This window comes from Cytobacillus sp. Bac17 (assembly GCF_024519925.1).
In the GTDB taxonomy this organism is placed as follows: Bacteria; Bacillota; Bacilli; order Bacillales; family Cytobacillaceae; genus Cytobacillus; species Cytobacillus pseudoceanisediminis.
The window spans coordinates 67,555-82,853 of sequence record NZ_JALJRC010000006.1 but is presented as its reverse complement, the minus strand read 5'-3'; the positions used below and the strand labels follow the sequence as shown (position 1 = coordinate 82,853).

14 protein-coding genes are annotated in these 15,299 nt (G+C 42.8%); 12 read left to right on the top strand and 2 right to left on the bottom strand.

The window, feature by feature from the left end:
• Positions 1–13 precede the first annotated feature (13 nt).
• The 6 genes from NR125_RS10385 (at position 14) to NR125_RS10360 (ending at position 7,325) form a co-directional block, all read left to right on the top strand.
• Positions 14–1,915: an AMP-binding protein gene (locus tag NR125_RS10385; RefSeq protein WP_192908963.1), complete on the top strand. Its 1,902-nt coding sequence runs from the start codon at positions 14–16 to the stop codon at positions 1,913–1,915.
• Positions 1,915–2,799 carry a branched-chain amino acid ABC transporter permease gene (locus NR125_RS10380; protein WP_009333561.1) on the top strand — a complete coding sequence of 295 codons (885 nt, stop codon included), beginning with the start codon at positions 1,915–1,917 and terminating at the stop codon, positions 2,797–2,799. Before NR125_RS10385 ends, NR125_RS10380 begins: the two co-directional genes overlap by 1 nt.
• A gap of 4 nt (positions 2,800–2,803) precedes the next feature.
• The gene (locus NR125_RS10375) at positions 2,804–3,865 is read left to right on the top strand and encodes a branched-chain amino acid ABC transporter permease (RefSeq protein WP_019382495.1); all 1,062 of its coding nucleotides are present in this window, start codon (positions 2,804–2,806) and stop codon (positions 3,863–3,865) included.
• An 83-nt stretch (positions 3,866–3,948) separates the two neighbouring features.
• Positions 3,949–5,127 (top strand): ABC transporter substrate-binding protein, encoded by a 1,179-nt coding sequence (locus NR125_RS10370; RefSeq protein WP_251174985.1) that lies wholly within the window; start codon positions 3,949–3,951, stop codon positions 5,125–5,127.
• A gap of 237 nt (positions 5,128–5,364) precedes the next feature.
• The gene (locus tag NR125_RS10365) at positions 5,365–6,153 is read left to right on the top strand and encodes an ABC transporter ATP-binding protein (protein ID WP_009333564.1); all 789 of its coding nucleotides are present in this window, start codon (positions 5,365–5,367) and stop codon (positions 6,151–6,153) included.
• Complete coding sequence (locus NR125_RS10360; RefSeq protein ID WP_256815272.1) at positions 6,153–7,325, top strand: phenylacetate--CoA ligase family protein; 1,173 nt, start codon at positions 6,153–6,155, stop codon at positions 7,323–7,325. Before NR125_RS10365 ends, NR125_RS10360 begins: the two co-directional genes overlap by 1 nt.
• 740 nt (positions 7,326–8,065) lie before the next feature.
• Here NR125_RS10360 and NR125_RS10355 read toward each other — a convergent pair.
• Positions 8,066–8,668, bottom strand: a complete 603-nt coding sequence (locus NR125_RS10355; RefSeq protein ID WP_019382499.1) for a class I SAM-dependent methyltransferase — start codon at positions 8,666–8,668, stop codon at positions 8,066–8,068.
• A 99-nt stretch (positions 8,669–8,767) separates the two neighbouring features.
• The gene (locus NR125_RS10350) at positions 8,768–9,568 is read right to left on the bottom strand and encodes a DUF169 domain-containing protein (RefSeq protein ID WP_033196598.1); all 801 of its coding nucleotides are present in this window, start codon (positions 9,566–9,568) and stop codon (positions 8,768–8,770) included.
• Positions 9,569–9,740: 172 nt separating this feature from the next.
• Between NR125_RS10350 and NR125_RS10345 the strand changes: the two genes are divergently transcribed.
• The 6 genes from NR125_RS10345 (at position 9,741) to NR125_RS10320 (ending at position 15,291) form a co-directional block, all read left to right on the top strand.
• Positions 9,741–10,157, top strand: a complete 417-nt coding sequence (locus NR125_RS10345; RefSeq protein WP_251174983.1) for an SRPBCC family protein — start codon at positions 9,741–9,743, stop codon at positions 10,155–10,157.
• Positions 10,157–10,483 (top strand): ArsR/SmtB family transcription factor, encoded by a 327-nt coding sequence (locus NR125_RS10340; protein ID WP_251174982.1) that lies wholly within the window; start codon positions 10,157–10,159, stop codon positions 10,481–10,483. Before NR125_RS10345 ends, NR125_RS10340 begins: the two co-directional genes overlap by 1 nt.
• Before the next feature lie 118 nt (positions 10,484–10,601).
• On the top strand, positions 10,602–11,972 hold the full coding sequence (locus NR125_RS10335; protein ID WP_256815270.1) for an MATE family efflux transporter: 1,371 nt from the start codon (positions 10,602–10,604) through the stop codon (positions 11,970–11,972).
• 142 nt (positions 11,973–12,114) lie between these two features.
• Positions 12,115–13,128 carry a hypothetical protein gene (locus NR125_RS10330; protein ID WP_256815269.1) on the top strand — a complete coding sequence of 338 codons (1,014 nt, stop codon included), beginning with the start codon at positions 12,115–12,117 and terminating at the stop codon, positions 13,126–13,128.
• Positions 13,129–13,199: 71 nt separating this feature from the next.
• Complete coding sequence (locus NR125_RS10325; RefSeq protein ID WP_009333572.1) at positions 13,200–13,886, top strand: response regulator transcription factor; 687 nt, start codon at positions 13,200–13,202, stop codon at positions 13,884–13,886.
• Positions 13,876–15,291 (top strand): sensor histidine kinase, encoded by a 1,416-nt coding sequence (locus tag NR125_RS10320; protein WP_256815267.1) that lies wholly within the window; start codon positions 13,876–13,878, stop codon positions 15,289–15,291. The genes NR125_RS10325 and NR125_RS10320 overlap by 11 nt, the downstream gene beginning before the upstream one ends.
• Positions 15,292–15,299: the final 8 nt, after the last annotated feature.

Below are 15,299 nucleotides of genomic sequence, written 5' to 3'. Positions count from 1 at the left end.
GATTCTTTTGAGCATGACATTTCCGCAGCTGCTTATTGAAAGGGCATACATAAATGGGTCACAAGTTGCTTTAAGAGAAAAAGAATTTGGAATTTGGAATGAGATAACGTATGAAGCGTTCTTGGAGAAAGTTAAGAATTTCAGCTTGGGATTGGCCTCTTTAGGACTAAAAAGGGAGGATAAGCTAGCCATTATCGGCGATAACAGACCTGAATGGGTAATCAGTGAGCTTGCTGTGCAAAGCTTGGGCGGCATTTCAGTTGGAATCTATCAGGAATCCTTATCTGCAGAACTTAGTTACATTATTGATAATTGTGACGCAACTATAATAGTTGCGGAAGATCAGGAGCAAGTGGATAAGCTGATGGAGATTAAAGACTCCATTCCTAAAGTCAGAACGATTATTTATTATGATTCACGGGGCATGAGAAGTTATCGGGAGGATTTCCTGTTTGAATTTGAAGAGGTTCTGCAAATGGGACAAAGCTGTCACTCAGAGCAGCCTGATTTATTTTCGCAGGAAGTTGATAAAGGCACTGCAGATGACGTGGCGATTTTATCATATACTTCAGGAACGACAGGCAATCCGAAAGGAACGATGCTTACCTACCGGAATCTGCTGGATATGGCTAAAAATTTGTCAGACATTGATCCGCTGACGGACAAAGATGAATATGTTTCATTCCTTCCGCTTGCCTGGATCGGGGAGCAGATGATGACCCTTGCGATGGGCTTATACAATGGAATGACAATTAATTTCCCTGAAGAGCCTGCAACCGTTTTGGAAGATCTGCGGGAAATTGGGCCACAGGTTATGTTTTCGCCGCCAAGAATCTATGAAGATATGGTGTCGCGCTTTCAGGTCAGAATTCAGGATAGCGGCTGGCTGAAAAGAAAGATATATAACTGGTGCAAGCCGATAGGCGAGAAGGTAGCTAAAGCCCATTTTGGGAATAAACCTGTCAGCGCAGGTACGAAGGCTCTTTATAAAATTGCTGATTATGTGATGTTCAGTGCAATTCGCGATCACTTTGGACTTTTGAAGATCAAGCGTGCTTATACCGGTGGTGCTCCTTTGGGCCCGGATGTATTTGAATTCTTTCACAGTATTGGAGTCAATGTAAAAAGCATTTACGGGCAGACAGAAGTTGCCGGCATATCCATTGTGCACAGGGATGGCGACATTAAGCTTGATAGTGTCGGAATTCCTATTCCGGGAACAGAAGTGAAAATTTCTGATGAAGGGGAAATTCTGATCAGGAGCTCGAGTGTGTGCAAAGGGTACTACAAAAACGAGAAAAGCACAATCGAAACCATACAGGAAGGCTGGCTGCATACAGGGGATGCAGGGAGGCTGGATAAGGAAGGGCATTTGTATATCATTGACAGGATTAAAGATGTCATCCGTCTTGATACAGGTGAGATGTTCTCCCCGCAATTTATCGAGAATAAGCTTAAATTCAGCTCGTTCATACAGGAAGCGGTAGCAATCGGGAAGGATCGCCCATATGTGGTTGCCATGATCAATATTGATATGAAAAATGTAGGGCGCTGGGCCGAGAAAAATCAAATCAGCTATACCACGTATACCGATTTATCTTCCAAACCTGAAGTGCTGGAATTAATCGAAAAACAGGTGCAGGAAATCAACCAGACCCTGCCTGAAAAAGCCCGGGTTAAGAAATTCGTACTTCTATATAAAGAACTGGATGCCGATGATGAAGAGCTTACAAGAACAAAGAAAGTCCGCAGGCAATTTGTTGCTAAAAAATATCAGGCATTGATCGACGGGCTTTATACAGAGGACAAAAAAATACGTGTAAATGGTACGATCAAATATCGTGACGGCATGGAACAAACCATCCAAACAACGCTTCAAGTCATTTTTATGGATGAAGGAGAGGGGGCAGCTTAATGACTTTTTTCTTGCAGATGCTTGTAACAGGAATCGTGGTAGGAAGTGTTTATGCACTTGTGGCATTGGGCTTTGTGCTTATTTATAAATCCAGTGACGCCATCAACTTTGCACAGGGTGAGTTCCTTTTAATTGGAACGTATGTATGTTTAACGCTTATTACAGCCTACAACATCCCGTTTATAGCAGCCCTTTTAATTGCGCTTATGTTCAGTGCCGTTTTGGGATTTGTCATTGAACGGATTGTTCTGAGGCCGTTTATCGGAGAGCCGGTCATATCCATGATAATGGCGACGATCGGTTTATCGAGTGTTCTTGCCGGGATTGTCCATATTATTTGGGGCCATGAAACACGTGTGTTTCCAAAAATCTTCTCAGAGCAGCCTGTTAATCTGGGTGAAATTGTCATTGCGCCCGTCTATTTATGGTCACTTTTAATCGTTGTGGCTATGCTAATCATTTTCACTCTATTTTTCAAATATTCGAAGCTGGGAATTGCGATGAGGGCAACCGCAGATGATCAGCAGGCAGCGATGTCGATGGGAATCAGCGTAAAAATGATTTTCGCAGTTGCCTGGGCGATTGCTGCCATTGTTTCAGCAGTTGGAGGCATCCTTCTCGGGAACATAAATGGTGTTAATGCATCCCTTTCAGCGATCGGGTTAAAGGTACTTCCGGTTGCCATCCTTGGGGGACTTGACAGTATCCCAGGGGCCATCATCGGCGGACTGATTATCGGCATTCTTGAGAGCCTGACCGGGGGATATCTGGATCCATTGGTTGGTGGCGGTCTGAAAGAGGTTATGCCGTTTGTCATCCTCGTATTTATCCTTATGTTCAAGCCATATGGTTTGTTCGGAAAAAAAGAAATCGAGAGGGTGTAGCCGAGTGAGAAATCCTTTTGTAATGGATTGTGGAGAATTCCATGTGAATTATAAACAAGATATGGCTATCTGGAAAATAACCAGAGTAAGGATGCGTGTCTTCATTCTTCTGGCTGTATTTGCAGTATTCCCGATGTTGGCATCCGATTATATTATTGGACTGGCTACGCTTTGCGGAATTGCCGCGATTGGTGCTATTGGTTTGAACATCCTGACGGGTTTTACCGGCCAGATTTCCATAGGGGTAGGCGCCTTTCTGGGGGTAGGCGGTTATACATCGGCCATTCTGACAGCAAAGCTGGGGTTAAGCTTCTGGATTGCTATGCCGACAGCCGGCATTGTGACGGCGATTGTAGGCGGACTATTCGGATTGCCTTCCTTAAGGCTAAAAGGATTATATCTAGCCATTGCCACCCTGGCAGCACAGGTAATCATCCTGTTTGTTATTTCCCGCTGGGATGCGCTGACTGGCGGAACAGCCGGAATGGTCCTATCCAGGCCTGAACTTGGCAGTTTTGTCTTTTACAGTGAGCGGAGCTATTATTATCTGATGTTTACGGTGCTGATTATTACAGCCGCCTTTACCTTAAACCTCTTCCGATCGCGGGTCGGCAGGGCATTCATAGCAGTCCGTGACCGTGATGTCGCTGCAGAAGTTATGGGAATCGATTTGTTTAAGTATAAGGTATTGGCATTTATTGTTAGTTCCTTTTTCGTCGGCATCGCCGGAGCTTTACTGGGTCACTATACGATGGTTGTAAGTCCCGAGCTTTACAGCATCACAGTGTCCATTGAATACTTGGCAATCATACTGGTAGGCGGTTTAGGGAGTGTATTCGGGTCGATTTACGGAGCCGTTTTTATTACACTGCTTCCGGTTGTCCTCAGGTCAGGTGTAGAAATGATGAGCGGGGTTTTCCCAGACTTATCTGCAGTCTTAATAGGAATGAAAGAGGTGGTATTTGGCCTCGTGATTATCTTATTCCTGATTTATGAACCGCAGGGGCTCGCAAAAATATGGAAGAATATTAAAGACTACTTTAAGCTGTGGCCGTTTTCTTATTAATTCCCGGGTAATAATTTCTGAAAATTTTGAAAGCAAAACTTTCAAATTTTTATAAAAAAGAGGTAAAAATGAGGGGGAACATTATGAAGAAGGTGTGGAAAGGTTTATTGGCAGCAACATTAATGGCTGGAATGCTTGCTGGCTGTTCAGGAGGCAGCGAGGGAGCATCCGGTGACAAGAAAGGCACTGTCAAAATCGGCGGTATCTTTGACCTAACGGGCGGTACCGGTGATGTAGGAACACCATATGCAGAAGGTGAAAAAGCATTTTTTGAATCCATTGCAGGTGAGGAGATCAATGGCTATAAGCTCGAATTAATCGGTGATGACTATGCTTATAAAATTCCTGAAGCTCAAAAACTTTATCAGAAATTAAAATCAAAGGATAAAGTATCGGCTATTTTAGGATGGGGAACAGGTGACACAGAAGCTCTTCGCCAGCAGGTGGCAGCCGACAAGCTTCCATTCATCTCGGCTTCATACTCAGAGAATCTAAAAAATATTGACGAAAGTCCATATAATTTCCTGGCCGCCGCTTCTTACTCCGACCAGGCAAGATCTGTACTGAAATGGATAAAAGACAATCACACTGGCGGCACACCTACTGTTGCCTTAATTTACAACGATACGGCTTTTGGAAAATCCCCAATTGAAGATGCCAAAAATTATGCACAGGAAAATGGCATTGAAATTGTTGATGAGCAAATAGTTGACCTGAAAACACTTGATGCAACCTCCCAATTACTGAACATGGAAAAGAAAAATCCTGATTATGCGATTATCAACCAAACTTGGGGGGCAACCGCAACGATTCTCAAAGATGCTAAAAAGCTTGGCCTTGATACAAAATTCATCGGTTTAAACTGGGCTACCGGAGAAGGCTTGCTTCCAATTGCGGGCGATGCGGCTGAAGGATTTATCGGGGTTGTCACACATGCATTCCCTTATGAAGATCTTCCTGGAATGGAAGAAATCAAGAAGTTCGTAGAAAGTAAGGGAGAAAAGCTGGAAGACAAAAACCAGAAATTTATCCAGGGATGGGTTTCCGCAAAAATTATGGTTGAAGGCCTAAAACTTGCTGAAGACCCGACTTCAGGCGAAGGGATCCGATCTGGCCTTGAGAAAATCTCAAATCTTGATCTTGGCGGTCTAGCTGCCCCAGTTACATTTTCACCTGACAATCATGCTGGTACAAACCAAATTCGATTGGCAGAAGTCAAAAACGGCCAGTTTGAAGTGTTCACTGATTATATCGGCTACTAAAATGGTGGGGGCGAGGTTTTATACCCGCCTCCTGTTAACTTTTAAAGGCTTGGATCATTACTAGATTGTGAACTTGGCAAATAAACTCGAAATTTGGCAAACAAACGATTTGAATCCGCAAACAAATCTCAGATTTTGCAAATAAACCGAGAAAACCAGCAAACAACAAATAATTCAGAACTTGACCTTGGAACGAATAAATAGAGAGAGAGTTTATAAAGCTGGGAGGACAGATGAATGCTGACAATAAACAATGTCGAAGTGATGTACGATAAGGTCATCCTTGTACTAAAGGGGATGTCAATGGTGGTGCCCAAAGGGAAAATAGTTGCGTTGCTAGGCAGTAATGGCGCCGGGAAAACGACTACCCTTAAAGCCATTTCCGGACTGTTGAAAAGTGAGAATGGTGAAGTAACAGACGGATTTATCGAGCTGTATGGGGAGCGCATTGATGTAAGCGATGCTGAAACCATCGTAAAGAAAGGCATTTTTCAGTGCATGGAAGGAAGGCGCGTATTCAAGCACCTATCTGTGGAAGATAACCTGATTGCGGGTGCACATACCAGGAAAGACCGGAAGAATATTAAAAGTGATATTCAAAAAGTCTATCATTATTTTCCAAAGCTTGAAATGCTGAAGCACAGGCAGGCCGGCTATCTGTCAGGAGGAGAGCAGCAAATGCTGGCCATTGGCAGGGGGATCATGGCAAAGCCAAAGGTGCTGCTTCTTGATGAACCTTCATTAGGACTGGCCCCACTATTAGTAAAAGAGATTTTCGGGATCATAAAAAAAATCAATGAAGAAGAGGGGACCACGATATTGGTAGTTGAACAAAATGCCAATGTTGCCTTATCGATTGCCGATTATGGATACATCATGGAAAACGGCCGGATTGTGATGGATGGAACGGTGGACCGGCTCCTTTCCAATCAGGATGTGCGTGAATTTTACCTGGGAATGGGGGATAAGGGACGGAAAAGCTATAAAGATATTAAATCTTATAAAAGAAGAAAGAGGTGGCTGTAGTGGAAAAGCTGAAGGAAGTGATCCAGCATGCCTATGACAATGCAAGAGGCTTTAAAAGTCAGCTTGATGAGGCACATATTTCTCCAAGTGACATTCTATCTCTAAAGGATTTACAAAAAATTCCCGTGCTTAAAAAAGACCGATTGCCGGAACTGCAATCTGCAGATCAGCCCTTCGGAAGCCTTTCAGCTGTAAAGCCTAATGAGATGGCACGAATCTTTATGTCACCAGGACCAATTTATGATCCGCAAACCACCGAGAAGGATTTTTGGCGTTTCTCAGAAGCTCTCAGGGCAGCTGGTTTTAACAGTAATGATATTGTTCAGAATACATTTTCCTATCATCTTTCACCGGCAGGCTTTATGTTTGACTCGGCACTCCGAGAGTTAGGAGCAACTGTCATCCCGGCTGGAACCGGGAATCGGGAACTGCAGATTCAGATCATGAAGGATACCAGGGTAACCGGCTATGTGGGAACTCCCAGCTTCTTTAGCCTTTTACTTGATGCCCTTGAAGAAAAGGGATGGAAGATGGGAAATGATGTTGTCTTGAACAAAGCTTTCTTTACTGCTGAAATGCTGACTGAACAAATGCGGAAAAGGTGTGAAGACAATGGAATTTCGGTATATGAAGGCTATGGGACTGCGGATTGCGGATGTATTGCTTTTGAAGACAAGCAGGGCCCGGGGTTGAGAATAACTGATTCTGCCATCGTGCAAATCTGTGACCCGCAGACTGGATGGGAGGTTTCAGATGGAGAAGGGGAAGTGGTTGTCACTCTATTTGATAAGAGCTACCCGCTCATCCGCTTTGGCACGGGCGACCTCTCCCGCTGGGTTAAAGGGTACGAAGGAAAAAGGATTGCAGGAGTGCTGGGGCGTGTTAGTGATGGTGTAAAGGTAAAAGGAATGTTTGTAAGAGAAAAACAGCTTGCAAAGATCTTGAATGAAGCAGGGTATTCGATTTTCCAGGCTGTTGTCACAAATGAGAACGGGCAGGATCAGCTTACCATTTTCATAGAGTCTGAGGAAGGCTTGGAATCTGAGCTTTCAGCAAAAATTCAGGATGTGATCCGGGTCAAGCCAATCCTGAAATTAACAGCGGCAGGCTCAATTAAAAAGGATGATAAGAAGCTGGTGGATAACCGGAATTACGAATTAAAGAAGGTGTAGTCAAAGGAGGCTGATTGAATCGGCCTTCTTTTTTATGGAGAACTGAAAAGGATTTCTAATTTTGAACTATGAATAAAGGCGAAAGTGGATCATGAATAAGAGAATGGGAGTAAATCTTTCACATTAATGACGAAAATGCGCTAGGGGAGAGGAAAATGGTAGTTAACCAGCCGGATGAACGCCGAAAATGTGGTTGTGAAGAGGAAACTGGTAGTTAATCGACTGGATTAACGCCGAAAATGTGGAGGGGAGGAGGAAAAGGGGAGTTAATCGACTGGATTAACGCCGAAAATGTAGAGGGGAGGAGGAAAATGGTAATTAATCGACTGGATTAACGCCGAAAATGTAGAGGGGAGGAAGAAACAGATAGTTAACCAGCCGGATTAAGGCCGAAAATGTAGAGGGGAGGAAGAAACTGATAGTTAATCAGCCGGATTAAGGCCGAAAATGTGGTAGGGGAGAGGAAAATGGTAGTTAATCGACTGGATTAACGCCGAAAATGTGGAGGGGAGGAGGAAAAGGGTAGTTAATCGACTGGATTAAGGCCGAAAATGTGGAGGGGAGGAGGAAACTGGTAGTTAATCGACTGGATTAACGCCGAAAATGTAGAGGGGAGGAAGAAACTGATAGTTAACCAGCCGGATTAAAGCCGAAAATGTTAAGAGGGAAAAAACGGTAGCTACTCAGCTGCCAACAACAAAGATAGAGTAGCAATCCCCAATGATGCCGCTAATTAAACATTAAAGGCTGCCATCGCTATTCTCACACTCCATTACCAGAAACAATCCTTTATAATAGGAAGCCACATTCGTAACCTTCATGCCGGATTTCTGAATAGACAGAAGTGTATCACGGTTTAGGTGGCAGCCGTCACAAATTCGTTTCCATAGAGGATTCAGGGCTTCCTGGGCAAATGCCAGAGCGGGCTGCTCCATTTTAACATGCTCAAAGAATAGTATTTTTGCCTTTGGCTTACATACTCGTCTGATCTCCGCTAGCGCTTTGTCAGGATTTGGTATCGTGCAGAAAACAAGAGTGGCAACTGCTGAATCAAAAGTTTTGTCCGCAAATTCAAGATCTTCAGCTGACTGCCGGTGGATATGGATAGGTACTGCGGCCGCATTTTTGCGAGAAATAGATTTTTCAATCATTGCCTGGTTTGGTTCAATGGCATCGACCTGATCCGCATTTTTGTACAAAGGGAAGTTAATGCCTGTGCCGGCACCAACTTCGAGTACCCGGCCGTCCACCATGGAAAGAATTTCACTTCTGATTTTCCGGAATTTTCTTTTTTCTAGAGGCTGCATGGCCAAATCATATAGGGGTGGGAATAAGCTGCTCAAAAAATTCACTCTTTTCATAATAGCTGTCTTTTTCTATTTTACTCTTATCCTAAAATGAAACAAGCCGGTACCTCTCTTAGGGGCACCAGCATCAAATAATCAGGGGAGGCTGTCGAACATCTCGTTAAGCTTCTCATACGTGTCCGGATACTTTGCCTCATACTGAAGGTAGGTTGGAACTGGGTAGCGCACACCGCCTTTGTGGGTTTGCTGTAATCCCTCAGCAAACTCATCTGCCATGGAAAAAGGAATGGTAAAGGCCATTTCGTGATCATGTGTCTGCCCGAAAACCCGATCTCCATAGCATGGCAGGATCACTTGCGGCTTACCGGTTTTTATGGTCTTAATAACGATATCGGCACAGTCAGCTCTAGCCGTAAAAGTGGATGTAATTTCACCGCCCGTATGATAGAGGGCAGCCGCAACCATTCTCATGACTTGGGCTGAATTACCATAAACAGTGATTACTTCCGGTTCAAATGCTGCTCTCCCAAGAGGAGCCATTAATACAGTTCCGGCTTCCTCTTTTGAAAATTTAGGAACTGCCGCTTCGGTTAAGGCGCCAAGGTCACAGGTTTTAGTATACATGCCATCTGTTAAGCTGCCTTTTGAGTAATAGTCGAGTTCCTCTTCAAATCCAAAAGCGATTTTGGCAATTGGGCATGATAAGTCTTCTTTGCCCATGGCAATGGACCAGCCATATCTTCTAGACATTGTCACACCCTGACAGATGCTGAATGTTTTGCCAAAGTCTCTTGCCGGACGTTTTACCCTGACAGGCAATTCCTCCTCTTTTTTCAAAACTCTTATAGCCAGCGGAAAAGTATCGGGTCTCACATATGTAAGAATCGCAGTTTCCAGATCAGAAAGTTTTTGGGCTTGAATCGTTTCCTGCATCATGATCCCTCCTTTAGATATTAGATTAATTCTGTAAATTATATGGATTAACCTGCATATTTAGGCTTTATTTTAGAAAACATCATAATATTCCAGTTGACATGAAACCAAAAGGTTGTATATGATTTAAATGAAACCAAAAGGTTGTATTTTATAATTAAAGGAGAGTATGTAAATGGAAACACTTCAGGATATTAAACAAACAGTTATACTTAGTGCCCCGATTGAAAAAGTTTGGAAGACAGTCTCTACTTCGGAGGGGATCGAAGCGTGGTTTATGCCAAATGATTTTAAGGCTGAGCTGGGCTATGAATTTCATATTCAGTCCCCATTTGGTCCGTCCCCGTGTAAGGTCACAGAACTGGATGAGCCCAACCGGCTTTCTTTTAAATGGGATACAGATGGATGGTTTGTATCTTTCCTATTGAAAGATTTGGGCGGCAAAACTGAATTTACTCTTATACATGGCGGCTGGAAACAGTCAGATGAACTGGTTGAGAAAGCTCAAGCTGAGAGTGCAGTTATCCGTGAAAGAATGTCACATGGATGGACTGGAATTCTTGCGAAGCTTGGCAAGGTTGTTGAGGAATAATGGGTGCTTCTGCCAGGAAACATGATGTGTTTCAGGCAATCGCCGATCCAACTAGGAGAGAAGTATTGAGGCTGCTGGCTGAAAAAGAACGCCCGATCTCAGAGATAAGTGCTCATTTTCCCATAAGCCGTACCGCCATATCAAAACATCTTCAGATCCTTTCTGAAGCTGAGTTAGTAAAAGGGAAAAAGGCAGGCAGAGAAAGAATCTACCATCTCCAGCCTGAGCCTCTGACAGAATTGAAGCAATGGCTGTCCTATTATGAACAATTCTGGAATAATAAGCTGCAAAAACTTAAATATATACTTGAAGAAGAAAATGAGTGATGTCCTGAAAAAAGAGCTTCTGCAGCTCTTTTTTCTTTTGTCTAAAAGTAAGGTCTTTATTCTTAAAGATATAATATAATGATATTTATGATTAATATTTTGAGAAGGAGTCCTTAGGATGTATCAGACATTTACTTTACAGGAGAAGATCAGGCAAATTACCATCATGTTAATTCCCATTTTAATCACGCAGCTTGGCATGTTTGCAATGGTCTTTTTTAATACGATCATGTCGGGAAGATATAATGCTTCCGACCTTGCTGGCGTAGCGATAGGCTCCTCCATTTGGAATCCTGTTTTTACCGGGCTCAGCGGAATTTTAATGGCTGTATCTCCAATTGCGGCTCAAGCGTTTGGAGAGAAAAAGAACAAGGAAGTAACTTCTATCGTAAAAAATGGAATATTTCTGGGCTTTGTTATTGCCTTTGCAGTCATTCTGTTGGGTTCATTTTTGCTTGACCCGCTGCTAGATAGCATGAATCTGACTAATGCTGTGGAAGCAACGGCTCGGGGCTATCTTGAGGGACTCAGCTTTGGAATCGTTCCTTTATTCATATTTAATGTTTTAAGATCTTTCATCTATGCACTCGGCAAAACGAGAGTTGTAATGGTGATTTTGTTTTGTTCGCTTCCAATCAATTTCTTTCTGAATTATGTCCTGATATTTGGCTATTGGGGATTTCCTGAACTGGGAGGAGCAGGTGGAGGGTATGCAACTTCTATTACTTATTGGTTCATCCTTGTCATGACTGCTTTTATTATAAAAACGAAGGAGCCTTTTTCAAACTATACGATATTCAGCGGTCTTAATGATTTTTCATGGGATAAATGCAAAGAAATCTTAAAGATTGGAGTACCCATGGGATTGTCAATCTTTTTTGAAACGAGTATGTTTGCAGTGGTGACCATCTTAATCAGTAAATTCAATGTGACAACTATTGCCGCTTATCAGTCTGCATTAAACATTGTTTCCTTCCTTTATATGATCCCGATCAGCATTTCCATGGCGCAGACAGTGTTAGTCGGATTTGAAGTGGGTGCAGGCAGGTATAAGGATGCAAAAGCCTACAGCTGGCTTGGCATCTATTTAGCCGTATTGATTGCCTTGTTTACTGGGCTGCTGGTCGTATTTTTCCGCTATGAAGTTGCAGGTTTTTATTCTACTGATGGTGCCGTTATTGCCTTAACTGCCCATTTTCTGATTTACGCCCTGTTTTTCCAGATTTCTGATGCCATCCAAGCTACTGCACAAGCTGCATTAAGAGGATATAAAGATGTGAATATTTCGTTTGTTATCACATTGATTGCTTATTGGCTGATTTGTCTGCCTGCTGGCTACGTTCTTGCACATCATACCAGCCTCGGGGCTACTGGATATTGGCTTGGCCTTACCTTCGGGCTTCTTGCTGCAGGTGTTTGTCTTTCAATGAGGCTTATCTTTATCCAGAAGAGGAAATTTATCAATGAAGAAATTCGGGAAGCAGGCTAAAAACCGTCTGGCCGTTTATTGCGGCATTGACGGTTTTTTTTATTTGTTAAGTTTTTTTTGACATCTACCTGACATATTGCCCGGATATAGTAAAGTCGAGGTTAAGAATGCTTGGCCTTGAAAATATTCAGGAGGTATAGGAATGAAAAAGACAATCATTGGTTTTAGCCTTGCAGGTTTATTATTGGCAGGTGGATATGCGACAACATCTTTTGCATCTGATACAGTAACTTCTGCAGAAAAAGGCGAGTTAAGCTGGAAATTTAAAAACAAGTGGTTTGGACATTATGGCAGGGGGTTTACTAATGACTCTGAATTTGTCCTTCAAAGGGCTGAAGAGCTCGGCATTAAAACAGAAGGAAAAGATGCCGAAACTTTAATTGGTGAAATCAGGGAAGAAGAAATTCCGAAAGTAGCGAAGGAGCTTGGGATTAAAACGGATGGAAAAGATACTGAAGACCTTATGGAGGAAGTAATGCTTGCTAAGTTGAAAAAGGAAGCTGCAGAATTGGGCATCAAGACAGAAGGAAAAGATGCAGAAGCTCTTCATGAAGAAATCGGTACAGCAAAACTGAAAGAGGAGGCCAAAGAACTGGGAGTATCGACTGAAGACAAAGATTTGGATGCTCTTAAGAAAGAAATACAGGCTGCTTCCTTGAATAAGAAGGCAAAAGAGCTTGGGATTTCTACTGATGGAAAAGACTTGCAGACCTTATCAGAAGAAATATACACAGCGTCCGTAAAAAAAGAGGCTGAAAAGCTGGGAATCTCCATAGAAGGCAAAGATATCAGGGAAGCTTGGCAAGAGGTATTTTCCGTGAAGGTCAAAATAGAAGCGAAGGAACTGGACATATCAATAGATGGGAAATTTATTCAGCAAATTGCTCAAGAGGTCAGGGAGAAAAAAGTGACTGATCTCGCTAAGGACTTGGGTATTTCCACCAATAATAAATCAACAGCAGAACTTATCTCGGAAATAAAAGAGAAGGACAGTGCTAAATTACAGGATGTACTCGGAGAAAATTTTATGGATATTAAAGGGTTGGGCATGAAGGAAATGAGAGGCAGTCATGGGCATGGGAAAGATGGCAGCATGAAGCAGCGCGTATCTAAAGAAAGTCTAACTGAAACAGGTACAGACTCAGGCTCTTTGTAATAAGTTTTAAAAATCCCCGTGTACAAATCCGGGGATTTTTCTGTATAGTTAACATATTGGAGGAAAGTAAAATGAAAAAGATCCTTGTGGCAGAAGATGAATTGGCTATTTCCAGGGTTTTAAGCGCCTATTTGCAGCGAGAAGGGTTTGAAGTTCTAACAGCATATGACGGCACCAGTGCTCTTGAAAAATTTTTCAGTCACTCACCACAGCTTGTGATCCTGGATATTATGATGCCTGGCATGGATGGCTGGAGTGTGCTTGAAAAAATTCGTGAAAAAAGCGCATGTCCTGTCATCATGCTTACAGCGCTGGGGGATATTGATTACAAGCTGAAGGGCTTGAATACAGGTGCAGATGATTATATTTCAAAGCCTTTTATCGGAGATGAGGTTATTGCACGTGTGAATGCGGTATTACGGCGATCAGCAAATGTGTACACGGATGAACATATAATACAATATGGAAGCTTAACGATAAATTTTGATGCTCATACCATTTTTCTGAATGGCAAGGAAATAAGCTTGACTCCGCGAGATTTATCATTGCTTCTGTTTTTGGCTGAAAGGCCTAACAGAACTTTTACCAGGGATCAGTTGATTGAACATGTCTGGGGAATGGATTATGACGGCAGCGACCGTGCTGTCGATTTGGCCGTAAAGAGGATACGGCAGGCATTAACAGACTGGCCGGAAACAGAAGGTGAAATAAGGACGCTCAGAGGAATGGGGTACCAATTCCATGTTTATGAAAAATAACAAAAGAACAACACTGCTCCGCTATTGGACAACCCGCTATCTTATTACACTTGTCATCGGACTTATCATACTGGCAGCGGGATCTATGTGGTGGATCAGGCAGACAACTCTTGAAAACCGGCTGAATTTGCTGCAGTATGTTGCTGATGAAACAGCGGGGCGTGTCGTACAGCAGGACGGCAGCATCGAATTTGATCCATTTTTTAACAGAATGCTGGAGGAAAGAGCGAAGCTGCTGGAATTTAAGTTTGATCCCCAGGTTTTTATAAGCGATTTAAATGGCCAGATATTATATAAAAAATCTGGACGTATGCAGAGAAATAACCAGGCTGGTCCCAATCTCGGAACTTTGCCTGCAGATTTGCTTGAGAACCAAAAGAACGTCCAAAAACTGGAGACACAGGATGGTCAGGCAGTGTATGCGGTTAAGTCGGAGATATCATTCGATAATAACCAGGTTGGATGGGTCGTGGTGGTCCAAAGCGCAGATGATTTGACGAATGTAAATCAGGAATATTCCTTGTTATTTATCATGCTCACAGGATTGGGTCTACTCGGATGGAGTGTCATTTATTTTCTTTCCAGGAAAATTTCGAGACCCATTCAGGAAGTGGCTCAAGCTGCCTCGAAGGTCAGCGAAGGTGACTATAAAATCGAACTGAAAGCCAGGGCCAATGAGGAAGAGATTCATAATTTAATCATATCGTTTAAAGAAATGACTGAGCGGCTTATGCACCTTGAAAAACTTAGGGCAGAATTGCTGGCTGGGGTCACACACGATTTGAAAACACCTGTCACATCTATAAGCGGTCTAATTCAGGCAGTGCGTGATGATGTTGTAAGCGGGGAAGAAAAAGAGGAATTTCTTGATATTTCTTTAAAAGAAGTCAGCCGTTTGCAGAAAATGATTGAGGACTTGCTCGATTTTAATTCTCTTTCGTCGGGTGCTTTTTCTATCAGGCCCGAAAACTGTGATATGAATAAGCTCGTGCAGGATATTGTAAGGCAATGGGCACTGGCTCAGAAAGGCCATTTTCACTATCGTGTAGAAGTGCCCTCTGAAACCATCTGCAGATCAACAGACCCGTACCGTCTGCAGCAGATTATGATTAATTTATTGAATAATGCTTATCATGCCATTGATGAAGATGGCAGCATTACTGTTATATTGAGTGAGAAATTTATTGAGGTTCATGATACTGGTTCAGGAGTAGCGGAAGAGGAGCAGCCTTATATTTTTGAGCGTTTTTACAGGGGTGAACAGAAAAAGCTGAAAGTAAGAGGGCTTGGCTTGGGGCTTCCATTCAGCAAACTGCTGGCTGGTGCTTTGGACGCAAATTTATTTCTAAAAGAAAGTTCGGCAAAAGGCAGTACATTTACGATTATGTGGGAAGAAGAAGGGTAGGTATAAGC